General features: G+C 55.6%; 21 protein-coding genes. 14 read left to right on the top strand and 7 right to left on the bottom strand.

Features of this window, described 5'->3' with window-relative positions; all coding sequences use genetic code 11:
• The first annotated feature begins 78 nt into the window (after window positions 1-78).
• The 3 genes from AC6I8K_RS02705 to AC6I8K_RS02695 all read left to right on the top strand — a co-directional run bounded on the left by AC6I8K_RS02705 (window position 79) and on the right by AC6I8K_RS02695 (window position 4,601).
• Window positions 79-1,647, top strand: a complete 1,569-nt coding sequence (locus AC6I8K_RS02705; protein ID WP_497826187.1) for an ABC transporter substrate-binding protein — start codon at window positions 79-81, stop codon at window positions 1,645-1,647.
• Between the two features lie 163 nt (window positions 1,648-1,810).
• Window positions 1,811-3,313 (top strand): helicase HerA-like C-terminal domain-containing protein, encoded by a 1,503-nt coding sequence (locus AC6I8K_RS02700; RefSeq protein WP_497826186.1) that lies wholly within the window; start codon window positions 1,811-1,813, stop codon window positions 3,311-3,313.
• 10 nt (window positions 3,314-3,323) lie between these two features.
• Window positions 3,324-4,601 carry a DUF445 domain-containing protein gene (locus AC6I8K_RS02695; protein WP_497826185.1) on the top strand — a complete coding sequence of 426 codons (1,278 nt, stop codon included), beginning with the start codon at window positions 3,324-3,326 and terminating at the stop codon, window positions 4,599-4,601.
• Between the two features lie 32 nt (window positions 4,602-4,633).
• Here AC6I8K_RS02695 and lptG read toward each other — a convergent pair whose 3' ends face one another.
• Window positions 4,634-5,710 (bottom strand): LPS export ABC transporter permease LptG, encoded by a 1,077-nt coding sequence (lptG, locus tag AC6I8K_RS02690; RefSeq protein ID WP_064737700.1) that lies wholly within the window; start codon window positions 5,708-5,710, stop codon window positions 4,634-4,636.
• Complete coding sequence (gene lptF / locus AC6I8K_RS02685) at window positions 5,710-6,810, bottom strand: LPS export ABC transporter permease LptF (protein WP_064737701.1); 1,101 nt, start codon at window positions 6,808-6,810, stop codon at window positions 5,710-5,712. Before lptF ends, lptG begins: the two co-directional genes overlap by 1 nt.
• Before the next feature lie 269 nt (window positions 6,811-7,079).
• Between lptF and pepA the strand changes: the two genes are divergently transcribed.
• The 4 genes from pepA to AC6I8K_RS02665 all read left to right on the top strand — a co-directional run bounded on the left by pepA (window position 7,080) and on the right by AC6I8K_RS02665 (window position 12,627).
• Window positions 7,080-8,591, top strand: coding sequence for a leucyl aminopeptidase (gene pepA, locus AC6I8K_RS02680; protein WP_008104244.1), 1,512 nt, complete (start codon window positions 7,080-7,082; stop codon window positions 8,589-8,591).
• 146 nt (window positions 8,592-8,737) lie between these two features.
• Window positions 8,738-9,199, top strand: coding sequence for a DNA polymerase III subunit chi (locus tag AC6I8K_RS02675; protein ID WP_008104246.1), 462 nt, complete (start codon window positions 8,738-8,740; stop codon window positions 9,197-9,199).
• Between the two features lie 2 nt (window positions 9,200-9,201).
• Window positions 9,202-12,057, top strand: a complete 2,856-nt coding sequence (locus AC6I8K_RS02670; RefSeq protein ID WP_497826184.1) for a valine--tRNA ligase — start codon at window positions 9,202-9,204, stop codon at window positions 12,055-12,057.
• 66 nt (window positions 12,058-12,123) lie between these two features.
• Complete coding sequence (locus tag AC6I8K_RS02665; protein WP_497827215.1) at window positions 12,124-12,627, top strand: GNAT family N-acetyltransferase; 504 nt, start codon at window positions 12,124-12,126, stop codon at window positions 12,625-12,627.
• A gap of 88 nt (window positions 12,628-12,715) precedes the next feature.
• On the opposite strand, the gene miaE is transcribed toward AC6I8K_RS02665, so the two are convergent.
• Both miaE and rraB read right to left on the bottom strand, forming a co-directional pair.
• On the bottom strand, window positions 12,716-13,477 hold the full coding sequence (miaE, locus tag AC6I8K_RS02660; RefSeq protein ID WP_497826183.1) for a tRNA isopentenyl-2-thiomethyl-A-37 hydroxylase MiaE: 762 nt from the start codon (window positions 13,475-13,477) through the stop codon (window positions 12,716-12,718).
• A 60-nt stretch (window positions 13,478-13,537) separates the two neighbouring features.
• Window positions 13,538-13,960 carry a ribonuclease E inhibitor RraB gene (gene rraB, locus AC6I8K_RS02655; RefSeq protein ID WP_497826182.1) on the bottom strand — a complete coding sequence of 141 codons (423 nt, stop codon included), beginning with the start codon at window positions 13,958-13,960 and terminating at the stop codon, window positions 13,538-13,540.
• A 162-nt stretch (window positions 13,961-14,122) separates the two neighbouring features.
• Between rraB and argF the strand changes: the two genes are divergently transcribed.
• The 4 genes from argF to ridA all read left to right on the top strand — a co-directional run bounded on the left by argF (window position 14,123) and on the right by ridA (window position 17,250).
• Window positions 14,123-15,130 (top strand): ornithine carbamoyltransferase, encoded by a 1,008-nt coding sequence (argF, locus tag AC6I8K_RS02650; protein ID WP_497826181.1) that lies wholly within the window; start codon window positions 14,123-14,125, stop codon window positions 15,128-15,130.
• A gap of 243 nt (window positions 15,131-15,373) precedes the next feature.
• The gene (gene pyrB, locus AC6I8K_RS02645) at window positions 15,374-16,309 is read left to right on the top strand and encodes an aspartate carbamoyltransferase (protein ID WP_483816729.1); all 936 of its coding nucleotides are present in this window, start codon (window positions 15,374-15,376) and stop codon (window positions 16,307-16,309) included.
• An 11-nt stretch (window positions 16,310-16,320) separates the two neighbouring features.
• Window positions 16,321-16,785 carry an aspartate carbamoyltransferase regulatory subunit gene (gene pyrI / locus AC6I8K_RS02640; RefSeq protein ID WP_064737707.1) on the top strand — a complete coding sequence of 155 codons (465 nt, stop codon included), beginning with the start codon at window positions 16,321-16,323 and terminating at the stop codon, window positions 16,783-16,785.
• A 78-nt stretch (window positions 16,786-16,863) separates the two neighbouring features.
• On the top strand, window positions 16,864-17,250 hold the full coding sequence (ridA, locus tag AC6I8K_RS02635) for a 2-iminobutanoate/2-iminopropanoate deaminase (RefSeq protein WP_061718232.1): 387 nt from the start codon (window positions 16,864-16,866) through the stop codon (window positions 17,248-17,250).
• Between the two features lie 152 nt (window positions 17,251-17,402).
• Here the strand turns inward: ridA and AC6I8K_RS02630 are convergent, their stop codons facing one another.
• Complete coding sequence (locus tag AC6I8K_RS02630) at window positions 17,403-19,787, bottom strand: beta-N-acetylhexosaminidase (protein WP_497826180.1); 2,385 nt, start codon at window positions 19,785-19,787, stop codon at window positions 17,403-17,405.
• 268 nt (window positions 19,788-20,055) lie between these two features.
• Between AC6I8K_RS02630 and nrdD the strand changes: the two genes are divergently transcribed.
• Both nrdD and nrdG read left to right on the top strand, forming a co-directional pair.
• Window positions 20,056-22,194 carry an anaerobic ribonucleoside-triphosphate reductase gene (gene nrdD / locus AC6I8K_RS02625; RefSeq protein ID WP_497826179.1) on the top strand — a complete coding sequence of 713 codons (2,139 nt, stop codon included), beginning with the start codon at window positions 20,056-20,058 and terminating at the stop codon, window positions 22,192-22,194.
• Window positions 22,191-22,694, top strand: coding sequence for an anaerobic ribonucleoside-triphosphate reductase-activating protein (nrdG, locus tag AC6I8K_RS02620; RefSeq protein WP_483816726.1), 504 nt, complete (start codon window positions 22,191-22,193; stop codon window positions 22,692-22,694). The genes nrdD and nrdG overlap by 4 nt, the downstream gene beginning before the upstream one ends.
• On the opposite strand, the gene AC6I8K_RS02615 is transcribed toward nrdG, so the two are convergent.
• On the bottom strand, window positions 22,650-23,684 hold the full coding sequence (locus AC6I8K_RS02615) for a permease (protein ID WP_483816725.1): 1,035 nt from the start codon (window positions 23,682-23,684) through the stop codon (window positions 22,650-22,652). The two genes, nrdG and AC6I8K_RS02615, sit on opposite strands and share 45 nt — an antisense overlap.
• A 236-nt stretch (window positions 23,685-23,920) precedes the next feature.
• Between AC6I8K_RS02615 and AC6I8K_RS02610 the strand changes: the two genes are divergently transcribed.
• Window positions 23,921-24,442 carry a type 1 glutamine amidotransferase domain-containing protein gene (locus AC6I8K_RS02610; RefSeq protein ID WP_064737712.1) on the top strand — a complete coding sequence of 174 codons (522 nt, stop codon included), beginning with the start codon at window positions 23,921-23,923 and terminating at the stop codon, window positions 24,440-24,442.
• A 38-nt stretch (window positions 24,443-24,480) separates the two neighbouring features.
• Here AC6I8K_RS02610 and AC6I8K_RS02605 read toward each other — a convergent pair whose 3' ends face one another.
• On the bottom strand, window positions 24,481-24,906 hold the full coding sequence (locus tag AC6I8K_RS02605) for a YhbP family protein (protein ID WP_483816724.1): 426 nt from the start codon (window positions 24,904-24,906) through the stop codon (window positions 24,481-24,483).
• Window positions 24,907-24,957: the final 51 nt, after the last annotated feature.

Below are 24,957 nucleotides of genomic sequence, written 5' to 3'. Positions count from 1 at the left end.
CAGCTCAGAACAAACCGGCATTTTGCCTGGAGAGCGACAGAGATAGAGTCATTTCATCTCTAATCCAGGAAAATAATAATGCGCTCACTGATTTTGCTCATCGCCTTATGGGGCAGCAGCTTTGCACTGCACGCCGCCACACCGAAAGATACCCTTGTCGTTGCCGTCCCGCTTGACGGCATTATTAGCTTTGACCCTGCTGAAAGTTTCGAAACCGTCAGTAACAGCGTGCAGCGTAATATGTATCAGACGCTGGTCGAGGCGGATCGCAATTCGCCGCAAAAGCTGGCGCCTCTGCTGGCTACCGGTTGGCAACAAGGCAGCACGCCACACAGCCTGGTGTTTAACATTAAGCCTGACGCACACTTCTCCAGCGGCAATCCGGTGACGGCACAGGATGTGATTTTCTCACTGACGCGCGCGGTGCAACTGAATAAAGCGCCCTCTTTCATCCTTGCCGAATTTGGCTGGACCCAGGAAAACATCGCCAGCCAGTTTAAGGTACTGAATGACCATCAGCTGGAGATTCAGTGGCCGGCGCAGATTGGCCAAAACCTGGCGCTGCGTCTGCTGACGGCACCGGTAGCATCGGTGGTGGATAGCAAAACCGTGCAGCAAAATGCCGTCAATAACGACCTCGGCAACGGCTGGCTGCATACCCACTCCGCCGGTAGCGGCGCATTTATCCTCCAGCAATATGTGCCGCAGCAGGCGCTGGTGCTAAGCGCCAACAAAGCAGCTAATCCGCAGCCGAAGCTGAAACGCATTCTGCTTAAAGGCGTGGCGGATGCTGGTGCGCGTCGTCTGTTGATTCAGCAAGGCGATGTCGATGTGGCCTATCAGCTCGGTCCGGATCAGATTGATGCGCTGAAGAGCGATAAAAATCTGCGCATTGAAGCCTTCCCCTCTAGCCTGGTTTACTACCTCGGTTTCAATACCAAGGACAAAGCGCAACCTGCCCTGGGCAACCCTGCGCTGTGGCAAGCCGCGCGCTGGTTGGTGGATTACCACTCCCTCTCGAAGGATTTGCTGAAAGGTCAGTACCGCATTCATCAGAGCTTCCTGCCGCAGGGTTTTGACGGGGCGCTGGAAGATCAGCCGTTCCATTATGATGTGGCGAAAGCCAAAGCGATTTTAGCCAAAGGCGGCATCAAGCCGGGGACGAAGTTTGCGCTGACGGTAATCAACCAGCCGCCCTACATTGACGTAGCGCAGGCCCTACAAGCCAGCTTCGCCAAAGCGGATGTGCAGATTGAGTTGCAGCCGGTGGCGGAATCGGAGCTGTGGAGCAAAATGCGCGGCCGTGATTTCCAGTCGATCTTTATCTATTGGGGCGCGGACTATATCGATCCCAATACCAACGCCAGCGCCTTCGCATATAACGTGCCGGGCGGCTCCAAAACGTTGGCGTGGCGCGTCGGCTGGGATATTCCCGATCTGAGCGCCAAAACTCGCGCTGCAGCCGGTGAAAGCGATGCCGCCAAGCGCCGCGCGCTGTATACCGATTTGCAAAAAACCGTGCAGCAGAACTCACCGTTCGTGGTGACGTTGCAAGGCGCACAGCAAGTTGCGGTACGCAATAACGTGAATCATGTGCAGCAAGGCATCGGCGTGAGTTTGCTGTTTTTTGATACGGTGCAGAAATAATGTAGATCGTGCTGCCATCCCCCCTTCCGGCCTTCCCCCATTTAGGGGGGAAGGCCGGAAGGGGGGACAGTTGGCACAACCTTTTCGGCACAATCCTCCTCCCTCCTCGCGCGCCGCTTGCTATCCTTTCTGGCATAACCTATTGCCTGAGAGCGCAAAAATCATGACCACTCCGTTACTGATTGCCCAAACGCCTGACGTTCAACTGCATCTTCTCCCCAACATGGCGAACCGCCACGGCTTGATCACCGGCGCCACCGGCACCGGCAAAACCGTGACGCTGCAAAAGCTGGCGGAATCATTCTCTGAAAGGGGTGTGCCGGTGTTTATGGCCGACGTAAAAGGCGATCTCACCGGCATTTCCGCTGCGGGTGAAGGCTCGGAGAAGCTACTGGCACGTCTGGCAAAGATTGGCGTCACCGACTGGCAGGCGCAGAAAAATCCGGTGATGGTGTGGGATATTTTTGGTCAGCAAGGTCATCCGGTGCGCGCGACGGTGTCCGATCTCGGTCCGCTGCTGCTGGCGCGTCTGCTGAATCTCAACGAGGTGCAATCCGGCGTACTGCAAATCATCTTCCGCATCGCCGACGATCAGGGGTTATTGCTGCTGGATTTCAAAGATCTGCGCGCCATGACGCAGTATATCGGCGACAATGCCAAAGCCTTCCAGACGCAATACGGCAATATCAATAGCGCGTCAGTGGGGGCGATTCAGCGTGGTTTACTGGCGCTGGAGCAGCAAGGTGCCGAGCACTTCTTCGGCGAGCCGATGCTGGATATCCGCGACTGGATGCGCTGCGACAGCAATGGCAAGGGCTTCATCAATATTCTCTCGGCGGAAAAGCTCTACCAGATGCCGAAACTCTACGCCACCAGCCTGCTGTGGCTGCTGGCCGAACTGTATGAGCAGCTGCCGGAAGCCGGCGATCTCGATAAGCCCAAAATGGTGTTCTTCTTCGATGAAGCGCACCTGTTGTTTAACGATGCACCGCCGGTGCTACTGGAGAAAGTCGAGCAGGTGATTCGCCTGATTCGATCCAAAGGCGTCGGCGTCTATTTCGTCACGCAAAATCCGGCCGATATTCCTGACAACGTGCTGGGCCAACTCGGCAACCGCGTGCAGCACGCGCTGCGCGCCTTCACGCCGAAAGATCAGAAAGCAGTGAAAAGTGCCGCCGAAACCATGCGCGCCAATCCGGCGTTTGATACCGTTGAGGCGATTCAGGCGCTCGGCACCGGCGAAGCGCTGATCTCCTTCCTCGATGAGAAAGGCAGCCCGTCAATGGTGCAGCGTGCGATGGTGATTGCGCCCGGCTCGCGTATGGGGCCAGTCAGCCAGGATGAACGTAACGGCCTGATCAACAACTCGCCGCTGTACGGCAAATACGACAGCGAAGTCGATCGCGAATCGGCATTCGAAATGCTGCAAAAAGGCGTGCAAGTGGCAACGCAGCAAGCCAATGCACCGGAAGCCAAAGGTAACAGCGTTGATGTCGATAACGGCATTCTCGGCGGCCTGAAGAACATTTTGTTCGGCACCACCGGGCCACGCGGCGGCAAGCGTGACGGCGTGGTGCAGAGCGTGGCGAAAAGTGCCGCGCGCCAGGTCACCAATCAGATCATTCGTGGTGTTTTAGGCAGTTTATTAGGCGGACGACGTCGTTAAAAAAGGGATTATGGATAAATATCAACAACTCAAACGCAGTAAACGGCTGGCGCTGTCACTGCTGCTGATTGCCGCCGCGACTTTTGTTGTGACGCTGTTTCTGCCGCCCAACTTTTGGGTTCTCGGACTCAAAGCGATCGCGGAAGCGGCGATGGTCGGGGCGTTAGCCGACTGGTTCGCCGTGGTGGCGCTGTTCCGCCGCGTGCCGGTGCCCTTTATCTCGCGGCATACGGCGATTATTCCGCGTAATAAAGACCGCATCGGCGAGAATCTTGGCCGTTTCGTCCAGGAGAAATTCCTTGATACCGATTCGCTGCTGGCGCTGATTCGCCGTCACGATCCGTCGCAGATGCTGGCGCAGTGGCTCAACACGCCCGGCAACGCCGATCGCATTGGCCGCCATCTGTTGCAGGTGATGCGCGGCTTTCTTGATCTCACCGACGATCAGCGGATTCAGCGCTTTCTGCGCCGCGCGGTGCATCGCGCGTTGGATAAGGTCGATCTCACCCAATCCAGCGCGCTACTGTTGGATAGCCTGACCAAAAATAATCGTCATCAGGAGCTGCTGGATGCGGCGGTGCAACAGCTGCTGCGCTTGCTGCACAAGCCCGGCACACGTGAGTTTATTGCCGCGCAGATTGTACGTTGGTTGAAGCGCGAACATCCGATAAAAGCCAAAATGCTGCCGACCGAATGGCTGGGCGAGCACAGCGCCGATTTGGTGGCCAATGCGGTGGATTCGATTCTCGATCAGGTCGCGCTCGATCAGGGGCATGAATTGCGTCTGGGCTTCGACCGTGCGGTGCAACGGCTGATTGAGCGACTGAAAACCGATCCTGAAATGGCGGAACGTGCAGAGGGAATCAAAAGCTGGTTGAAGGAAGATGAGTCCTTTAATCGCTACATTGGCGAGCTGTGGCAAGATTTACGTGGCTGGCTGAAAGACGACCTGAATAGCGAGGATTCGCGGGTGCAAGAGCGCGTAAGACTGGCCGCGCTGTGGCTGGGTGAAACGCTGGCGGCCGATGACGCGCTGCGCGCCTCCATGAATCAGCATCTGGAAGACGCCGCCCGCAGCGTGGCGCCGGAGTTTGCTGCCTTCCTGACACGCCACATTAGCGATACGGTAAAAAGCTGGGATGCGCGCGACATGTCGCAGCAGATTGAGTTGAATATTGGCCGCGACCTGCAGTTTATCCGCATTAACGGCACGTTGGTTGGCGGCACAATCGGGCTGATTTTGTATGTGCTGTCGCAGGTGCCGAGCTTCATCCAGCAGTTGCACTAAATCGGTCGCCATAAATGGCGACCCTACAACGATTACCGACGTTTCACGAGCATGAACAAGCTGATCGCGAAGAACGCGCCGCTCGGCAGAATCGCACCCAATATTGGCGGTAAACCATATACCAGGCTCAACGGGCCAAAGATCTGGTCCAGCACGTAGAACAGGAAGCCAAAGCTAATCCCCGTCACCACGCGCACGCCCATCGATACGCTACGCAGCGGACCAAAGATAAATGACAGCGCCATCAGCATCATCACCGCTACAGACAGCGGCTGGAAGATTTTGCTCCACATATTCAGCAAGTAGCGTCCTGAAACCTGGCCGCTCTGCTTGAGGTATTTGCTGTAGTTATACAGGCCGCTGATCGACAACGCGTCCGGATCCAGCGCTACTACGCCGAGCTTATCGGGCGTCAGATTGGTTTTCCATTCGCTGCTCAGGCTTTGCGAGCCGGTAATTTGTTTAGCGTCTTGCAGATCTGATTCATCGACCTGCGACAGCGCCCAGAGCTTCTTATCCGCATTCCAGGTGGCGCTGGCTGCGTAACGCACGCTGAGCAAACGGCGCTGATCGCTGAACTTGTAAATGCTGACGCCATCAATCTCGTTATCACCTTTAATGCGCTCGATGTAGATGAAGTCGTTGCCGTCCTTCGCCCACAGGCCATTTTGCGTCGAGACCAGCGAACCGCCGTACAGCTGCTGTGCACGATAGTTACGCGCCATCTGTTCGCCCTTAGGCGCAACAAACTCGCCCACCGCCATGGTTAACAGCACCAGCGGAATCGCGGTTTTCATTACTGCCAGCGCCACCTGCATACGGGTAAAGCCCGATGCCTGCATCACCACCAGTTCGCTACGCTGCGCCAGCGTGCCCAAACCCAGCAATGCACCCAACAGCGCCGCCATCGGGAAGAAGATTTCGATATCTTTCGGCACGCTGAGCAAGGTGTAGTAACCGGCATCCAGCGCGGTATAAGCGCCTTGCCCGGTTTTACGCAACTGATCAACGAACTTGATAATGCCCGACAGCGACACCAGCATGAACAGCGTTAGCATGATGGTGTTGAAGATGGTTTTGCCGATATAACGGTCAAGAACCTTAAACATCAGACCGATCCTCCACGGCTAAAGCGCGCACGGATGCGACGCATCGGCACGGTATCCCACAGGTTCAGCAGCACCGCCAGCGCCAGATAGGAGACGTTCACCACCCACATCCAGATTGCGGGATCGAACCGGCCCTTCGCCGCGTTGGAACGCAGAGAACTCTGTAGCAGGAAGAAGATCAGGTACAGCAGCATGGCAGGCAACATCGACAGCACGCGGCCCTGACGCGGGTTCACCACGCTGAGCGGCACCACCATCAACGCCATAATTAGTACTGCAAAAATCAGCGTTAAGCGCCAGTGCAACTCCGCCTGGAACTGCGGCGTCTTGTTTTGCATCAGCGTGCTGATACTCGCCTGATCGGCATCGTTTGGATCGAGCGTAGCTTCTTTATAGCCCACCAGCGCCTGATAATTCACGAAGTCCGTGATGCGGAAATCGCGAAGCAAGGCAGTGCCTTCAAAACGTGTGCCTTTATCCAGTGTCACCACTTGTGAGCCATCTTTATGTTGCTCCATGTGGCCGCTGTCAGCCAGCACCACCGATGGACGCGCATTGCCTTTCGGACGCAATTGCGCCAGGAACACGTTACCAAAGGTATTGCCTTTCACATTTTCAACAAACAGCACCGCATTGCCGTCGCTGGAGGTCTGGAACTGCCCCGCCGCCAAGGCCGCCGCGCCTGGATTAGCTTTGGCGTTTTGCGTCACTTCTTGCTGATAACGTGATGACCATGGCCCTAACCATATGACGTTGACCGCCGCCACGATCGAGGTGAACAGCATCAGGATCATCGCGGCTTTAATCAGCACACTTTTCCCCAAGCCGCAGGCATGCATCACCGTGATTTCACTTTCGGTGTACAGCCGCCCAAGGGTCATTAAAATCGCCAGAAACAGGCTTAGGGGCAGGATAAGTTGTGCCATTTCAGGCACGCCAAGTCCTAACAATGTCAGAACTAAGTTTGTTGGGATTTCGCCATCCACCGCAGCTCCCAAAATCCGCACTAACTTCTGACAAAAGAAGATCAGTAGCAGGATGAAGAGGATAGCCAGCTGGCTTTTGAGCGTTTCCCGAACCAGATATCTAATGATGATCACGCTTAGTACGCCTGTGATAACTTGTCTTTTTGCAGGAAAATCGCTAGTTTCAACGCTTATCAGCCATTTTTCTTCATCAATGGCCGTCATCGTAGCTAAAATAGTATGACGAACGCGTTAGCGTGGTGAAAAAACAACTTACTTGTCACCACAACTCATTATGACTACCGGCGTTGAATTGTCATGGCGTCGTAACGAATTAATGAGTTACGAGCGCGCTACATTCTAACGACAGCCAAGGCCGTTGTCTTTAAGATTCAGGAGAGTGCATGGAGTTCAGTGTAAAAAGCGGTAGCCCGGAAAAACAGCGTAGCGCCTGCATTGTTGTTGGCGTTTTCGAACCGCGCCGTTTGTCACCCATTGCTGAGCAGCTGGATAAAATCAGCGATGGCTACATCAGCGCCCTGCTGCGCCGCGGTGAACTGGAAGGAAAAGTGGGCCAAACGCTGCTGCTGCACCATGTGCCGAATATCCTGTCAGAGCGCATTCTGCTGATTGGCTGCGGTAAAGAGCGCGAGCTGGATGAGCGTCAGTACAAGCAGGTCATTCAGAAAACCATTAATACCCTGAATGACACCGGTTCAATGGAAGCGGTGTGCTTCCTGACTGAACTGCACGTAAAAGGCCGTAATACCTACTGGAAAGTACGTCAGGCGGTCGAAACCTCTAAAGAAGCGCTCTACAACTTTGATCAGTTGAAAAGCAACAAAGTCGAGCCGCGCCGTCCGCTGCGCAAACTGGTATTCAACGTGCCGACCCGCCGTGAGCTTACCAGCGGCGAGCGCGCGATTCAGCACGGTTTAGCGGTGGCTGCCGGTGTGAAAGCCGCCAAAGACCTCAGCAATATGCCGCCAAATATTTGTAACGCCGCGTATCTGGCGTCACAGGCGCGTCAGTTGGCGGATGCGTACAGCAAAAATGTAACAACCCGCGTCATCGGCGAGCAGCAAATGAAAGAGCTGGGTATGAACGCCTATCTGGCGGTTGGTGCCGGTTCACATAATGAATCGCTAATGTCGGTGATTGAGTACAAAGGCAATAACGATCCGGAAGCGCGCCCTATTGTGCTGGTCGGCAAAGGATTAACCTTCGATTCCGGCGGTATTTCCATTAAACCGGCCGAAGCGATGGATGAGATGAAATACGACATGTGCGGCGCGGCCTCTGTGTATGGCGTGATGCGTATGGTGGCGGAACTGAATCTGCCGCTGAACGTGGTCGGCGTGCTGGTTGGCTGTGAAAACATGCCGGATGGCAAATCCATGCGTCCGGGCGACGTGTTAACCACCATGTCGGGCCAAACCGTTGAAGTGTTAAATACCGATGCCGAAGGCCGTCTGGTGCTGTGCGATGCGCTGACCTACGTTGAACGCTTCGAGCCAGAAGTGGTGATTGACGTGGCCACGCTGACCGGCGCCTGCGTGATTGCGCTGGGCCACCACGTAAGCGGTTTGATGTCGAACCACAACCCGTTGGCACATGAATTGATCAGTGCATCTGAGCAGTCCGGCGACCGCGCCTGGCGTCTGCCGATGGCGGATGAGTATCAGGAGCAGCTGGAATCCAATTTTGCCGATATGGCGAACATTGGCGGCCGTCCTGGCGGAGCGATTACCGCAGCCTGCTTCCTCGCGCGCTTTGCGCGTAAGTTTAACTGGGCGCATCTGGATATCGCTGGTACCGCATGGCGTTCCGGTAAAGCCAAAGGCGCAACCGGTCGTCCGGTGCCGCTGCTGTCGCAGTTCCTGTTAAATCGCGCGGGATTGAACGGCGACGATTAAGTTGTCGCGGTGCGGTCATTGAAACGGTGCGCATGAATGCGCACCCTACGAAGTAGGGTCGCCATTCATGGCGACCGAAAAGCTAGACGCACGAACCCACGGGGCGCACAATGCGCCCCACTGTCATTTATGGAAATGAGTCCGCCATGAAAAACGCCACTTTCTATGTGATGGAGTCGGAGAGCGCCAGCGACGGCTTAACCGCCATCGAAGCATTGGTGTGCTCTCTTGCCGAAACACGCTGGCGTGACGGCAAACGCATCCTGATAGCCTGTGAGAACGAAGAACAAGCCAATCGGCTGGATGAAGCACTTTGGCAGCTTCCGGCCAACGCCTTTGTGCCGCACAACCTGGCCGGTGAAGGCCCGCGCTACGGCGCACCGGTTGAGCTGGCCTGGCCGCAGCGCCGCGGCAGTTCTCCGCGCGATCTGCTGATAAGCCTTTTGCCACAGTTCGCAGATTTTGCTACTGGTTTCCATGAAGTGATAGACTTCGTACCTTATGAAGAATCCCTAAAACAACTGGCGCGCGATCGCTATAAAGCCTATCGCAGCGTTGGTTTCCAATTGAATACGGCGACGCCACCCTCGCCGCAAACGACAGTGTAGAAATGGAAAAGACATATAACCCGCAAGATATCGAGCAGCCGCTCTACGAGCACTGGGAACAGCAGGGCTACTTTAAACCGAATGGCGACACCAGCCAGGAAAGCTTTTGCATCATGATCCCGCCGCCGAACGTCACCGGCAGCTTGCATATGGGTCACGCTTTCCAGCAGACCATCATGGATACCATGATTCGTTATCAGCGCATGCAGGGTAAAAACACCTTGTGGCAGGCCGGTACCGATCACGCCGGTATCGCCACGCAGATGGTGGTAGAACGCAAAATTGCCGCTGAAGAAGCCAAAACGCGCCAGGATTATGGCCGCGATGCGTTCATCGACAAAATCTGGCAGTGGAAAGCGGAATCCGGCGGCACTATCACCCGCCAGATGCGCCGTCTCGGTAACTCAGTTGACTGGGAGCGCGAGCGCTTCACCATGGACGAAGGTCTGTCCAACGCGGTGCGCGAAGTGTTTGTCCGCCTGTACAAAGAGAATCTGATTTACCGCGGCAAGCGCCTGGTGAACTGGGATCCAAAACTGCGTACTGCCATCTCCGATCTGGAAGTAGAAAACCGCGAGAGCAAAGGCTCAATGTGGCACATCCGCTATCCACTGGCGGACGGCGTGAAAACCGCAGAAGGCAAAGATTATCTGGTGGTGGCGACCACCCGTCCGGAAACCCTGCTGGGCGATACCGGTGTAGCGGTTAATCCTGAAGATCCGCGCTACAAAGATCTGATCGGCAAAGAAGTGATCCTGCCGCTGGTGAACCGTCGCATTCCGATCGTTGGCGATGAACACGCTGACATGGAAAAAGGCACCGGCTGCGTGAAGATCACACCAGCGCATGACTTCAACGATTACGAAGTCGGTCGTCGTCATAAGCTGCCGATGATCAACATTCTGACCTTTGATGGCGACATCCGCGAGCGCGCGGAAGTGTTCGACACCAACGGCGAAGTCAGCGACGAGTGCGCAGACGACATTCCAGCCCAGTTCCAGAAAATGGAGCGTTTCGCAGCGCGAAAAGCGATTGTTGCTGCCGTTGGTGAAATCGGCCTGCTGGAAGAGATCAAACCGCACGACCTGACCGTGCCTTACGGCGATCGCGGTGGCGTGGTGATTGAGCCAATGCTGACCGACCAATGGTATGTGCGCACCGCGCCGCTAGCGAAAGTTGCGGTTGAAGCGGTTGAAAACGGCGACATCCAGTTCGTGCCGAAACAGTACGAAAACATGTACTTCTCATGGATGCGTGACATTCAGGATTGGTGTATTTCACGTCAGCTGTGGTGGGGACACCGCATTCCGGCGTGGTATGACAACGACGGCAACGTCTATGTTGGCCGCACCGAAGACGAAGTACGTCAGGAAAACCATCTGGCCGCCGATGTCGCGCTGCGCCAGGACGACGACGTGCTGGATACCTGGTTCTCGTCCGGTCTGTGGACTTTCTCGACGCTGGGCTGGCCAGAAAACACCGAAGCGCTGCGTACCTTCCACCCAACCAGCGTGTTGGTGAGCGGCTTCGACATCATCTTCTTCTGGATTGCGCGCATGATCATGCTGACCATGCACTTCATCAAAGATGAAAACGGCAAGCCGCAAGTGCCGTTCAAAACCGTCTACATGACCGGTTTGATCCGTGATGAAGAAGGCCAGAAGATGTCTAAATCGAAAGGCAACGTCATCGATCCGCTGGATATGATTGACGGCATTTCGCTGGAAGATCTGCTGGAGAAGCGTACCGGCAACATGATGCAGCCGCAGCTGGCGGAGAAGATCCGCAAGCGTACCGAGAAGCAGTTCCCGGACGGCATCGTACCTTCAGGTACCGATGCGCTGCGCTTCACCCTCGCCGCGCTGGCCTCAACCGGTCGTGACATCAACTGGGATATGAAGCGCCTCGAAGGCTACCGCAACTTCTGTAACAAGTTGTGGAACGCCAGCCGTTTCGTGCTGATGAACACCGAAGAGCAGGATTGCGGCCAAAATGGCGGCGAGATGAAGCTGTCGCTGGCGGATCGCTGGATTCTGAGCGAGTTCAACCGCAGCGTGAAAGCCTATCGTGAAGCGCTGGATAACTATCGCTTTGATATCGCTGCCAATATTTTGTACGACTTCACCTGGAACCAGTTCTGTGACTGGTATCTGGAGCTGACCAAGCCGGTGATGACCAGCGGTAGCGAAGCGGAACTGCGCGGCACGCGTAATACGCTGGTTACCGTGCTGGAAGCGCTGCTGCGTCTGGCGCATCCGATCATTCCTTACATCACTGAAACCATCTGGCAGCGTGTGAAAGGCCTGAAAAACATCGACCACGATACCATCATGCTGCAGCCGTTCCCGCAGTATGACGCGGCAAAAGAAGATGCCGAGGCGCAAGCTGATATTGAGTGGATGAAGCAGGCGATCGTCGCGGTACGTAATATCCGTGCTGAGATGAACATTGCACCAAGCAAGCCGCTCGACGTGTTGCTGCGTGACTGCTCTGCCGCCGCCCAGCGTCGTGTAGAAGAGAACCGCACCTTCCTGTCGCGTCTGGCGCGTCTGGAAAGCCTGACCATTCTGCCTGCGGGCGAGAAAGGCCCGGTTTCGGTCACCAAGATTGTTGAAGGCGCGGAGTTGCTAATCCCGATGGCGGATCTGGTCAACAAAGAAGCCGAGCTTGAGCGTCTGGCGAAAGAGCTGGTGAAACTTGATGTCGAAATCGAGAAGATCCAGACCAAGCTGGCGAATGAGGGCTTTGTCTCACGTGCGCCGGAAGCTGTGGTGGCGAAAGAGCGCGAGCGCGTGGCTGAGCTGGAACAATCTAAAGCAAAACTGTTTGAACAGCAGGGCGTGATTGCGGCATTGTAAGCGCTTCAGTCCAACTGCTTAATCGAAGCCGGGCACTGCCCGGCTTTTTTATACCGGAAGATAATGATGACCACCGACGCCCCCATCAATTTACAGGTGCGCCCCATTACCGCCGCTGATAATCCGTGGATTGCAAAAGTGATCCGCGACGTATCAGCTGAATTTGGTCTGACGGCGGATAAAGGCTACACCGTGTCCGATCCCAATTTGGATCGCCTGTTCGAGCTCTATAACGAAGCCAACAGCGCCTACTGGATAGTTGAGTATGATGGCGTGGTGGTGGGCGGCGGTGGTGTCGCACCGTTGGCCTGTAGCGCGCCGGATATCTGTGAACTGCAGAAAATGTATTTTCTGCCGCAGGTGCGCGGTTTAGGGTTGGCGCGCGATCTGGCGTTGCGCGCAATGGCGTTCGCCCGTCAGCAAGGTTTTCAGCGCTGTTATCTGGAAACTACCGGTAGCCTGACGCGTGCGATTAAATTGTATGAGTCATTGGGGTTTGAGTTGATTGACAGCGCGATGGGCTGCACCGGGCATGTGGATTGCGAAGTGCGCATGCTGAAGGTGTTGTGATGAATGAGGTCGCCATAAATGGCGACCCTACGGTGTAACGTAGGGTGCGCATTCATGCGCACCGCGTAACCGGTAAGAAATCAATGTATTAAATCGCCGGCACACCGCTATGGAACCGCAGTTCGCCATCCGGCTCGCTGATTAGGCGCGCTTCCGTTTCACCAAATACGCATACACGCGGCGCGATATCTTTTGGCGAAATCTGCTGCGCCAGCTTCAGGTAATCCTGATAGTGACGTGCTTCCGATCGCAGCAGTGAAATATAGAACTTCTCCAACTGCTCATCCAGATACGGCGCCAGGCTGGCAAAACGCTCGCAGGATCGCGCTTCGATATACGCCCCGCAAATCAACTTATCCACCAGCGCATCAGGCTCATAGGTGGCGATTTCACGGATCAGCCCTTTGGCATAACGGCTGGCGGTGATTTTACGATACGGCAACCCGCGCGACTGCATGATTTCCCATACCTGATAAAAGTGATGCAGCTCCTCTTTAACCAGCAGCACCATCATCTCCACCAGGTCGTCGGCCCAAGGCAACTCGTTGCGCACGATGATGCTTTTGGTCAGATTCTTGTGGGCATTGATGAAGTTACTGTCCTGCTCATCGCGGTAGATGAAGTCTTCATACGGCTTGAGCCACGCCAGAATGGCATCACCACTCGGCTTATCCGCCACGTATTTACGGATGATAAACACCGCGGTTTGCGCGGCCTTCAATTCGCAAACCATGTGATCGGTGAGCAGCAACGTCAGATTTTCCGGCTTGCGCGCTTCATCAATCCACGCTTGTGGCGTGCGGCAATGCAGGAATTGATAGATCGGTTCTAATAGCGGAGCGTAATTCATGGGCAATCTTTTGTCTTACGGGGAGAAGGTTTCAGGGCGACGAGCGCCGCCCATTAATGCTTAGTGACGCACACCGTTGTCTTCTTCGTCGTCGATGGATTCGCCATCGTCGTCTTCATCTTCGGCATCAGGATCTTCAAAGTAGGTGCCCCAACCGTCGTAATCGACGTTGTAGCTGCCCGCCAGATTCACCAGCTGCTCAACCTGCGCATCAATCAATTCAGGCTTCAACGCGCCTTCGCTCAGGATATCCACACACATTACAGTGGTGCCGTCTTCCAGCTCCAGCTCTTCTGGCTCGCTCACTTCGTAGCCCAGCTTGAAGGCATCAACCGCGACCTTTTCCAGCGAGTCGAAATTGTTGCAGGAGAGATGATGCTCGATAGTGTAAAGCGCATCAGGATCGCTGCCGTCTTCCAGCAACTCTTCAATGATCAGTCGCGTCTCTTCACGCTGTTCTTCCAGCAATGCTTCATATGCCATGGGTGTGTCCTCAAAATATTCGGCTGAATACAATTATTTTCCCACACTGCCTCGCGCGCCACTACACAAAACAACAAGTTTCTTAACGCTGGGGTTGAAAATGCATATTCATACGGTTAGATTGAATTTTAATTCATTTAATGTAGGCATCCGGAGTGCTGTATGAGTCAGCTACATCAAAGACATTTCCTGAGATTGCTGGATTTTACCCCAGCCGAAATCGCTTCTCTGCTGAGTCTGGCAGGTGAATTAAAACACGCCAAGAAAAATGCCAGCGAAACGCAGCATCTGAAAGGCAAAAACATCGCGCTCATCTTCGAAAAAGACTCGACTCGTACCCGATGCTCTTTCGAAGTTGCCGCTTACGATCAGGGCGCTAACGTCACTTATCTCGGCCCAAGCGGCAGCCAAATCGGCCATAAAGAGTCGATGAAAGACACGGCGCGCGTGCTGGGACGCATGTATGACGGTATTCAATATCGCGGCTACGGCCAGCAACTGGTGGAAACCTTAGCGGAATTCTCTGGCGTGCCGGTGTGGAACGGCCTCACCACCGAGTTTCACCCTACGCAGCTGCTGGCCGATCTGTTGACCATGCAGGAACATCTGCCCGGCAAATCGCTGAATCAAATGACGCTGGTGTATGTTGGTGATGCGCGCAACAACATGGGCAACAGCATGCTGGAAGCCGCAGCGCTAGTGGGCCTGGATCTGCGTCTGGTGGCACCGAAAGGCTGCTGGCCGGAAGCTGAATTAGTAGAACAATGCCGCGTGGCCGCGCAGCAAACCGGCGGCAAAATCACGCTGACCGAAGATATCGCTGAAGGCGTGCAAGGTGCCGACTTCATCTACACTGATGTATGGGTGTCGATGGGCGAAGCCAAATCGGTGTGGGAAGATCGCATCGCCCTGCTGCGTCCCTATCAGGTTAACAGCGCGATGCTGGCACTGACCGGCAACCCGCAGGTGAAGTTCCTGCACTGCTTGCCCGCGTTCCATGACGACAAAACCACGCTGGGCCGCCAAATGGCTGAACAGTACGGTTTGCAGGATGGCATGGAAGTGAGCAATGAGGTGTTTGAATCCGCGCACAGTATCGTGTTCGATCAAGCAGAGAACCGCATGCACACCATTAAAGCGGTGATGGTAGCAACGCTCGGCAAGCGATAATTTGCTGTGCCGCAAACGTTTACCTCGCACGCGATATTTGCTTGATGCAAATCAGTGAATGCGTATAATGCGGCCCAATTTGCCGGAGGAAACATGCCACAGTGCAGCGCACAATTTGACGCTCAACGACGCCTGAAAGCGGGCGGCGCATCTGTTTCTTTCCGTCATCAATCGATCGTAAAAAAAGCCCCTTAAGCAGGGGCTTTTTTTTGTCCGCAATCCGGCAGCGCAGAGGAGAACGCTATGGCCAACCCGCTATATCGCAAGCACATTATTTCCATCAACGATCTCAACCGCGACGAGTTGGAGCTGGTGCTGCATACCGCCGCCCAGCTGAAAGCCCATCCTCAGCCGGAGCTGCTAAAGCACAACGTTATTGCCAGCTGCTTCTTTGAGGCTTCCACGCGCACGCGCCTGTCATTTGAAACCGCGATGCATCGTCTCGGCGCGTCGGTGGTCGGCTTTGCCGATGGCAGCAACACTTCCCTCGGCAAGAAAGGCGAAACCCTCGCCGATACCATTTCGGTGATTGGCACCTACGTCGATGCCATCGTGATGCGTCATCCGCAGGAAGGCGCGGCGCGTTTGGCGACCGAGTTCTCCGGCGGCATTCCGATTCTCAACGCCGGTGACGGGGCCAACCAGCATCCCACGCAAACGTTGCTCGATCTCTTCACCATCCGCGAAACACAAAATCGCCTCGATAACCTGAATGTGGCGATGGTAGGCGACCTGAAGTATGGCCGCACCGTGCATTCACTGACACAGGCGCTGGCGAAGTTTGACGGCAACCGCTTCTTCTTTATCGCGCCGGATGCGCTGGCGATGCCGTCGTACATTACCGATATGCTGGATGAGCAGAACATTGCCTGGTCGCGCCACGACACCATCGAAGAAGTGATGCCGGAGCTCGACATTCTCTATATGACGCGCGTGCAGAAAGAGCGTCTCGATCCGTCGGAATACGCCAACGTCAAAGCGCAGTTCATCCTGCGCGCTGCCGATTTAGCCGGAGCGCGCGACCACATGAAAGTGCTGCATCCGCTGCCGCGTATCGACGAGATCACCACCGACGTCGATAGCACGCCGCACGCCTGGTATTTCCAACAGGCGGGTAACGGCATCTTCGCGCGCCAGGCACTGCTGGCGCTGGTACTGAATCGCGATCTGGCACTGTAAGGAGCAAAGCGATGACACACGATAATAAACTGCAGGTTGAAGCGATTAAACGCGGCACGGTGATTGACCATATCCCGGCGCAGGTCGGCTTTAAGCTACTGTCGCTGTTCCGCCTGACCGAAACCGAACAGCGCATTACCATTGGTCTTAACTTGCCGTCAGGCGAAATGGGTCGCAAAGATCTGATCAAGATCGAAAACACCTTCCTGACCGACGATCAGATCAATCAGCTCGCGGTGTATGCGCCGCTCGCCACGGTGAACCGCATTGACGAATACGAAGTGGTGGCGAAGATCGCCCCCACCTTGCCGGATCGTATTGACCGCGTGTTAACCTGCCCGAACAGTAACTGCATTAGCCGTAACGAGCCGGTTTTCACCAGCTTTGCGGTAAAAAAGCGCGAAGATGATGTGCACCTGAAGTGCAAATATTGTGAGAAAGAGTTCGCGCGCCACGTGGTGCTCGGTCACTGGTAATCGCCGGCATCGTCCCTATAATGGGACGATTCATTTCGCGGCAGACATCGGTCGGCCGCGCACTTTCAAGGAGAAACAATGTCTCGCGAAATCAGTACTTCAAACGCACCCGCAGCGATTGGCCCTTACGTGCAGGGCGTGGATCTCGGCAGCATGATCATCACTTCTGGCCAGATCCCGGTTGATCCTGCCACTGGCGCCGTGGCCGACGATGTGTCTGCGCAGGCACGTCAGTCACTGGAAAATGTGAAGGCGATTGTTGAAGCCGCCGGCCTGAAAGTGGGCGATATTGTGAAAACTACCGTGTTTGTGAAGGATCTGAATGACTTCGCCACGGTGAACGCAACCTATGAAGCGTTCTTCACCGAACACAACGCCAGTTTCCCCGCGCGTTCATGTGTGGAAGTGGCGCGTCTGCCGAAAGATGTGAAGATTGAGATCGAGGCGATTGCGGTACGTCGTTGATTTCGTTGGTGCTGGCTGTCCCCCTCCTCGCGCCTTCCCCCATTAATGGGGGAGGAAGATGCGGCCCTATGTGAGCGGTCAAGCTGCATGTAGCAGCGTCTCCTTCCCCCGCAAGCGGGGGAAGGCCGAGATGGGGGACAGCGAGCACAATCCTATTTAAACGATCGCAATAACTTCTCCAGCGGTCGTACCAGCGCCAACACCGTTTCATCCTGCACCTGCGCGGCCGCATCCAGTTGCGCATGCATCTGCGCCACCTCTCCCGCGCCGTAAGCCTGATTACGCTCCAACGCGTTGACCAAATCCAGCCCCATACGACTTAGCTGCGCCACCTGCTGCACCTGCTGCTGCAGCGGTTTGAGTTGATAACTGCCCAGAATCAGTGGCATCACCGCGTCGCTATTATTCTGCCAGCGCTGCAATTGCTGACGGATGGCATGTGCCGCCACGTGATCGGTGCGATTAGCGATCAAGCGATCGATTCGCTTATCCAGCAAGCGCACCGCGTTACTCTCGGCAGGCAACACATCCGCTAACCTATTCAGCGGCTCGAAATAGTCGTAATGCCCTGCCTGGAATTTCAGATGCTGCCGCGTGTAATACTGCGCGGGTTCCAGCACTTCGGCCAGCACGCGCAGCGGTGTGATGTCGCTGCTGTTCGCCAGTCGCATCATCTGCACGTCAGCCTGCTGATGCTGCTGCAAGCCCACCGAAATCGTGCCCCAGCGATCCACGGCGCTAAGACGCCGGTACATGTTGTCGCTGTCGGTGACATCCTGCGCCGACCATAACCGCTCAGCCACCACAAAGGCACGCGGCCACAGGCGTGTGTCAATCACCCGACTGTTGACGTTCTCCGCCCATAACGCCGCTTCCCCGCCAATCAGGTTGTTTTGCAGCTGTTCCGGCGTCGGCAGCGTTGGCGCAATGCCGGTTGGCACTTGCGTTAACTTGCTGCCTTCCGCGGGATAACGCACGTTGCCCACCAACATATAACCCGTCAGCTTGTCTTGTGTCAGCGTCACCATTGGCTGGAACGGCCCCATCCAGGTATCGACGCTGAACGTCAACTGCGTTGGCGAGAGCCAGCGAATATCGCTGACCATGCGACGTGCTTTGCCACTGAAATCGATAAAGCCGCGCCAGCCGTTTTTCCCTTCGATCAGAGTAAAGCTGCCTTTTAGCGCGCTACCTTTCAGTCGTGGCATGGTGAATTGCCAGCTCTGCGTCTGCTCCCCCGCTTGCACCTGATCCGCGCCGTTAAGCCCTTGCGGCCAAGGCTCATTGCGATAGTGATAGGCGGCGGTTTGCGGCTGGTCGAGATAGAAGCCGGTGGAAAGAATGCCGCGGAAGTCATTTTTCGCCACGGTACCCAGCGCGTCCTGACCTTGCCACGATTGAATCAGAATGCTTTTTGGCAGATCCGGATGGTAAACCTCATCCCAGCCGATCATCCGGCGCTGATGCGCTTCAAGGATTTTCTCAACGCGCTGGTTAAACCAGGCTTGCAGCGCATGCGTATCCTTCAGGCCGCGATCGCGCATAAATTGCTGAATGCGAGTGGAATCATTCCACTGTGTTGGATCGACCTCATCACCGCCGATATGAATGTAGGGATCGGGGAAGATCGCCGTCACTTCGCCCATCAAAGTGTCGATAAAGCGGAATACCGCTTCATTGCTGGGATCCAGCAGCGGTTTAAACACGCCCCAGCCGCGCTCCATCTGATACGGTCCCGGCGCACTCATTAGCTCCGGCATGGCAACCGCTATCGCCGACGCATGACCTGGCAGATCGATTTCCGGCACCACACGCACACCACGCTGCGTGGCATAGCGCACCACATCACGCATCTGCTGCTGCGTATAGTACAAGCCGTCGCTGGCCTGCTCCTGCAACTGCGGAAAGTGGCTGGAAGCAAAGCGCCAACCTTGATCGTCGGTTAAGTGCCAGTGAAACACGTTCATGCGCGCAGCGGCGATGCCGTCGATTTGCCGTTTAATCGTTTCAATCGGCAGGAAATGGCGTGCCGAATCAATCAGCACGCCGCGCCACGGAAAGCGCGGTTTGTCGTCAATAGTGACGTAGGGAATTTCGCTGCCATTTTCCGCGTTTTCAATCAGCTGCAGCACGGTTTCTATACCGCGCATCGCGCCAAAGCGCGTGTTGGCTTTTAGCAAGACGCCGTTACTGTTCACCACCAGATGATAACTTTCGTCGCTGTCAGGCTGCGGAATCGGATCAACAGCCTGCGCGATTTGCACCTGAATGTTGGGATTATTACTGGGTGTGCTGGTCGGCAGCAGTGGCCAGCCGGTTTGACGTGCAATGCGCGCCCGCCAGCGCGTTTCAGCACCTTCCAGATGATCGCCGGTAATATGCAACGTGAACTGTGGCGTTAACACATACGCCCCGCCGCTGCTCGGCTGCACAACGCTTTGTGGCCACGGCATCAATGGCAAATCTCCCGCGGGCGCGGCGACGGTGGAAAAAGTCAGCGATAAACAACAGGCAAGCAAGGCTCTTTGCAATGGCATCTGGGCATCCTTGTAAATGAAACAGCGGACCAAAACGGCCAAAAGGCTCATTAAACCTGTTTCGCTTTGCAAAGCAAGTGGCGACAAACTGAAATCAAGGCGGGTTAAAACTTTTGTAGTTTAGCCGGATTCACCATTGCGCGGCTTTCAATCTTCGTTGTGGCTTCCTTGCTGTAGGTCAAACCGAAGGCGATTAATTTCAGCGTAAACACCATATATAGCGATTACACTCCTTAAAATTATCTACATATAGTTTCATGGAGAAGAAATGGCAACGGTGGTGATTAAGCGTGACGGCTGTAGAGTACCGTTTGATGCGCAGCGGATCGAGGCGGCAGTAAGTGCGGCCGCACGTGCGGTACAAGTCGATGATGCGTTATGGTGCGCGCAGGTGGCAATGCAAGTGAGCCAACAGCTGGCTGAACAGGCCGAAGTGGACATTCGCGATATTCAGTGTGCGGTAGAAGAGACGCTGATGAGCGGGCGCTGGCCGCAGCTGGCGCGCGCCTACATCGAGTATCGCCACGACCGCGATTTAGCGCGTGAGCAGCGCGGTAAATTACACCACGCCATCCGGGGTTTGGTTGAACAAACCAATGCGGCGCTGCTGAATGAAAATGCCAATAAAGACAGTAAAGTGATCCCCACTCAGCGCGATCTGCTGGCGGGCATCGTCGCCAAACATTATGCCCAACAGCAACTGCTGCCGCGCGATGTGGTGCTGGCGCATGAGCGTGGCGACATCCACTACCACGATCTCGACTATTCCCCGTTCTTCCCGATGTTTAACTGCATGCTGATTGATCTGCACGGCATGCTGACCAACGGTTTCAAGATGGGCAACGCCGAGATTGAGCCGCCCAAATCAATCGCCACCGCCACCGCGGTAACTGCGCAGATCATCGCGCAGGTCGCCAGCCACATTTACGGCGGCACCACCATCAACCGCATTGATGAAGTACTCGCACCGTTCGTCACGCTCAGCCTGGAAAAACACCGCGCGGTGGCGCGGGAGTGGCAGATTCCGGATGCCGAAGCCTATGCACGTGTACGCACCGAGAAAGAGTGCTACGACGCGTTTCAGTCGCTGGAGTATGAAGTCAATACGCTGCACACCGCTAACGGCCAGACGCCATTTGTCACCTTTGGCTTTGGCCTCGGCACCGATTGGGCCGCGCGCCTGATCCAGCAATCCATTCTACGCAACCGCATTGCCGGGCTCGGCAAAAATCATAAAACTGCGGTGTTCCCAAAACTGGTGTTTGCTATTCGCGAAGGCGTGAATCGCCGCCCGGGTGATTTTAATTATGATATCAAGCAGCTGGCGCTGGAGTGCGCCAGCAAGCGCATGTATCCGGATATCCTCAATTACGAAAAAGTGGTTGAAGTGACGGGGTCATTTAAAACGCCGATGGGTTGCCGTAGCTTCCTCGGCGTCTACGAGGAGAACGGCGAGCAAATTCACGAAGGCCGCAACAATATTGGTGTTATCAGTCTTAATCTGCCGCGCATCGCCCTGCAAGCCCAGGGCGAAGAAGCACAGTTTTGGCGCTTGCTGGATGAACGTTTGGCGCTGGCGAAACGTGCTTTGATGACGCGTATCGCCCGGCTGGAAAAAACCAAAGCGCGCGTGGCGCCGATACTCTATATGGAAGGTGCCTGCGGCGTGCGGCTAAAAGCCGATGACGAAGTGGGATCGATTTTCCGCAACGGTCGCGCCTCCATATCCCTTGGCTATATTGGCCTGCACGAAACGCTGAATGCGCTGAGCGGCAATGCAGGGCATCCGTACGATGCCGAATACCTGCGGGATAAAGGCGTGGCAATTGTTACGCATCTGCGCAATGCGGTGGATGCCTGGAAAGCCGAAACCGGCTACGGCTTTAGCTTGTACAGTACGCCGAGCGAAAATCTATGCGACCGCTTCTGCCGCCTCGATGCTGCCGAATTTGGCGTGTTGGCGGGCGTCACCGACAAAGGTTATTACACCAACAGCTTCCATCTTGATGTGGAGAAGAAGGTTAATCCCTACGACAAAATCGACTTTGAAGCGCCCTATCCAGCTATCGCCAATGGCGGTTTCATCTGCTACGGCGAATACCCCAACATTCAGCACAACCTCAAAGCGCTCGAAGATGTCTGGGATTACAGCTATCACCGCGTGCCCTATTACGGCACCAACACACCGATTGATGAGTGCTACGAATGCGGCTTTAGTGGCGAGTTCAGCTGCACCAGCAAAGGGTTTACTTGCCCAAACTGTGGTAATCACGATCCGGCACGCGTATCGGTGACGCGCCGTGTCTGCGGCTATCTCGGCAGCCCGGACGCGCGTCCGTTTAACGCCGGTAAACAGCAAGAGGTACAGCGCCGCGTCAAACATCTGGAGACAGGAAAACTGGGATGATGCGCATCCACGGCTATTATCCGGTTGATATTGTTAACGGACCCGGCACACGCTGCACGCTGTTTGTCGCGGGCTGCGAACATCAATGTCGTGGCTGCTACAACCAGAGCACGTGGCGGCTGGATTCCGGCGTGCCTTTTACGTTAGAGATGGAAGAGCAGCTGATCGCCGATCTCAGCGATCGGCGCATTGCGCGTCAGGGCTTGTCGCTGAGCGGCGGCGATCCGCTGCATCCGCACAACGTGCCGCATATTCGTCGCCTGGTGAAACGCGTGCGTCGTGAATGCCCGGATAAGGATATCTGGCTGTGGACCGGGTATGAGATGGCGGAACTCAGCGCGGCGCAGCGCGAAGTGGTGGATGAAATTGATGTGCTGATTGACGGACGCTTTATCGAAGCGGAGAAAGATGTGCGGCTGCTGTGGCGCGGCAGCCGCAATCAGAAGATTTGGTGGTTACGCCAGCCACAAGGCGAGCACGCCGAGCAGCATACCGCTTAGAGCCACGCCGATCAGTGCGATCCACAAGGCCCGGGCGGGAAATGCGCGATGCAGCATCAATAACGACGGTACGCTGACGGCGGGCAGCGTGACTAACAATGCCAGCGCGGGCGCAACGCCCATGCCCGCCAGCATCATGGTCTGCACAATCGGGATCTCGGCTGCGGTAGGAATCACAAACAAGCAGCCGGCAATCGCCATCAACATCACCCAAAATAGCGTATTGCCCACCGCGCCATCGGCATGCGGGAATAACCAAACGCGCGCGGCGCCGAGCAACAACACTGCGACGATATACAGCGGAATAGTGTTGCAGAACAGTCGCCACATGACCCGCAACCAGCGCGTCAGAAACGGTTGTTCATCGCGGGCCAGGATCGCGGGTGCGGCTACGGCCTGATCCGGCACGCTGCGCTGCACCAGCCACGCGATGCCCAACACCATCATTAAACCGGCCACCAGCCGAATCGCCGCGAAGTGCCAGCCGAGTACAAAGCCCATAAAGATCAGCGTGGCGGGATTCAGCAGCGGATTCGCCAGCCAGAACGCCATCGCCGCGCCGCTGGAAACCTGCGACTGGCGCAAGCCAACGGTCACCGGTGCCGCGCAACAGCTGCACATCATGCCCGGTAAACCCAAGCCGGTGCCGATCAGCGTGGAACCAAAGCGCGAGCTGCCTATCAATCGCAGCAGCCAACTGCGTGGCAGCAGCACCTGCACCAGCGAACCGAGGATGACGCCAAGCACCGCGGCCTTCCACACGGCAAGGAAATAGACCATGGCGTAATCGAGCGCTGCGCGCCACGGTGAGTCAGCCGCGTTGGCCAGAATGGATTTACCGATGGAGTGGGTTTCAGCAGCAGTAAACGCTTTACCGTAATAAGGCTGCCATTTGACATACCACAGGCCGATGACGACCACGGCGAGGAACAGCAGCGGTTTCCACCAGGCGAAGCGCGTCGCCGATGCTGAAGAGGTGAGTTGAGTCATTACCGATTCCGTATTCAACTGAATAACGATCGCCGCACCCTAAGGCCGACGGAAAGACCGCATTGTTATTCAGGTCAATAAAATCTGCTACGCGCAATCGATGCAAACTTGATCCAGCTCGGAAATTACCTTGCTGGCTGCAGCCGTCTGGCTTGCTTTTTGCGACATGGCTACCAGACTTGTTGGGTGAAAAGTGCAACGAACATCACGTTCGTCATCAACAAGGAGGAAAAGAGATGAGCAAGAAAATAGCGGTATTGATTACCGATGATTTTGAAGACTCAGAGTTTACCTCGCCAGCCGAGGCATATGCCAAAGCGGGCCACGAAGTGGTCACCATTGAGTTTAAGGCCGGTAACATCGTTAAAGGTAAGCAGGGAAAAGCAGAGGTCAAAATCGATAAGGATATTGATGATGTCAGCGCGGCCGAATTCGATGCGCTGCTGCTGCCTGGTGGACATTCGCCCGATGCCCTGCGCGGCGACGATCGTTTCGTCAACTTTACCAAAGAGTTTGTCGCTAGCGGTAAACCGATATTTGCCATTTGCCATGGTCCGCAACTGCTGATCAGCGCGAACGGCGTACGCGGCCGCAAGATGACCTGCGTGAAAGCCATTGCCATCGATCTGCGTAATGCCGGGGCAGATTTCTACGATAAAGAAGTGGTAGTGGATGATGACAAGTTAGTCACCAGCCGCACGCCTGAAGATCTGCCGGCGTTTAATCGCGAATCACTGCGCATTTTGAACGCGGCTTAAACTCTTCTTTCGCATTGGGGTCGCGGTAAATGGCGACCCTACGACCTTGTCCATATGATCTTCTTACCAAATCCCAGCGCATTGTCGGTCATCTTCACTTCGTCGAGCGTGATCTCCCAGAGCGGCGCAGTGACTTTCTTCGCCACCGGGAAACGCTTCTGATAAGCGTGACGCGCCAGCGCTTCCCGCTCATCACTCAATAACTGAATAACGCCTCGATACTGTACCCCTTTAATCAACAGCACGCTTTTCGGCTGGCCGTTAACCGTTCCTGCAACCCGAGGATTTGCCAGCATCAATGCACCATGACGCGTATCAGGCTCAGTCATAATCCAGAACGCCATACTTGCGCTATCAAACACGTAGAAGCAGTTGGCGCACCATAGTTCGTCACCGTAGGTTGCAGACAAAGACAGCACATGCTGTTTTTTCAAATAGCGAATCAGATGAGCATGGTCGGACAAAATCGGACTCCGTGCGGCGAATAGCGATGCGGCCTGAAGCGCGCTACACTG

The sequence above is a fragment of the Pantoea sp. X-Soil-ISGK-421 genome (assembly GCF_059730785.1).
This window is presented reverse-complemented; position numbering and strand designations above follow the sequence as displayed.

Bases quoted from the DNA above. Each gene is read 5' to 3' on its own strand.
- AC6I8K_RS02705 (WP_497826187.1), top strand. From the start codon at position 79: ATGCGCTCACTGATTTTGCTCATCGCCTTATGGGGCAGCAGCTTTGCA.
- AC6I8K_RS02700 (WP_497826186.1), top strand. From the start codon at position 1,811: ATGACCACTCCGTTACTGATTGCCCAAACGCCTGACGTTCAACTGCAT.
- AC6I8K_RS02695 (WP_497826185.1), top strand. From the start codon at position 3,324: ATGGATAAATATCAACAACTCAAACGCAGTAAACGGCTGGCGCTGTCA.
- lptG (WP_064737700.1), bottom strand. From the start codon at position 5,710: ATGTTTAAGGTTCTTGACCGTTATATCGGCAAAACCATCTTCAACACC.
- pepA (WP_008104244.1), top strand. From the start codon at position 7,080: ATGGAGTTCAGTGTAAAAAGCGGTAGCCCGGAAAAACAGCGTAGCGCC.
- AC6I8K_RS02675 (WP_008104246.1), top strand. From the start codon at position 8,738: ATGAAAAACGCCACTTTCTATGTGATGGAGTCGGAGAGCGCCAGCGAC.
- AC6I8K_RS02670 (WP_497826184.1), top strand. From the start codon at position 9,202: ATGGAAAAGACATATAACCCGCAAGATATCGAGCAGCCGCTCTACGAG.
- AC6I8K_RS02665 (WP_497827215.1), top strand. From the start codon at position 12,124: ATGACCACCGACGCCCCCATCAATTTACAGGTGCGCCCCATTACCGCC.
- miaE (WP_497826183.1), bottom strand. From the start codon at position 13,477: ATGAATTACGCTCCGCTATTAGAACCGATCTATCAATTCCTGCATTGC.
- rraB (WP_497826182.1), bottom strand. From the start codon at position 13,960: ATGGCATATGAAGCATTGCTGGAAGAACAGCGTGAAGAGACGCGACTG.
- argF (WP_497826181.1), top strand. From the start codon at position 14,123: ATGAGTCAGCTACATCAAAGACATTTCCTGAGATTGCTGGATTTTACC.
- pyrB (WP_483816729.1), top strand. From the start codon at position 15,374: ATGGCCAACCCGCTATATCGCAAGCACATTATTTCCATCAACGATCTC.
- pyrI (WP_064737707.1), top strand. From the start codon at position 16,321: ATGACACACGATAATAAACTGCAGGTTGAAGCGATTAAACGCGGCACG.
- ridA (WP_061718232.1), top strand. From the start codon at position 16,864: ATGTCTCGCGAAATCAGTACTTCAAACGCACCCGCAGCGATTGGCCCT.
- AC6I8K_RS02630 (WP_497826180.1), bottom strand. From the start codon at position 19,787: ATGCCATTGCAAAGAGCCTTGCTTGCCTGTTGTTTATCGCTGACTTTT.
- nrdD (WP_497826179.1), top strand. From the start codon at position 20,056: ATGGCAACGGTGGTGATTAAGCGTGACGGCTGTAGAGTACCGTTTGAT.
- nrdG (WP_483816726.1), top strand. From the start codon at position 22,191: ATGATGCGCATCCACGGCTATTATCCGGTTGATATTGTTAACGGACCC.
- AC6I8K_RS02615 (WP_483816725.1), bottom strand. From the start codon at position 23,684: ATGACTCAACTCACCTCTTCAGCATCGGCGACGCGCTTCGCCTGGTGG.
- AC6I8K_RS02610 (WP_064737712.1), top strand. From the start codon at position 23,921: ATGAGCAAGAAAATAGCGGTATTGATTACCGATGATTTTGAAGACTCA.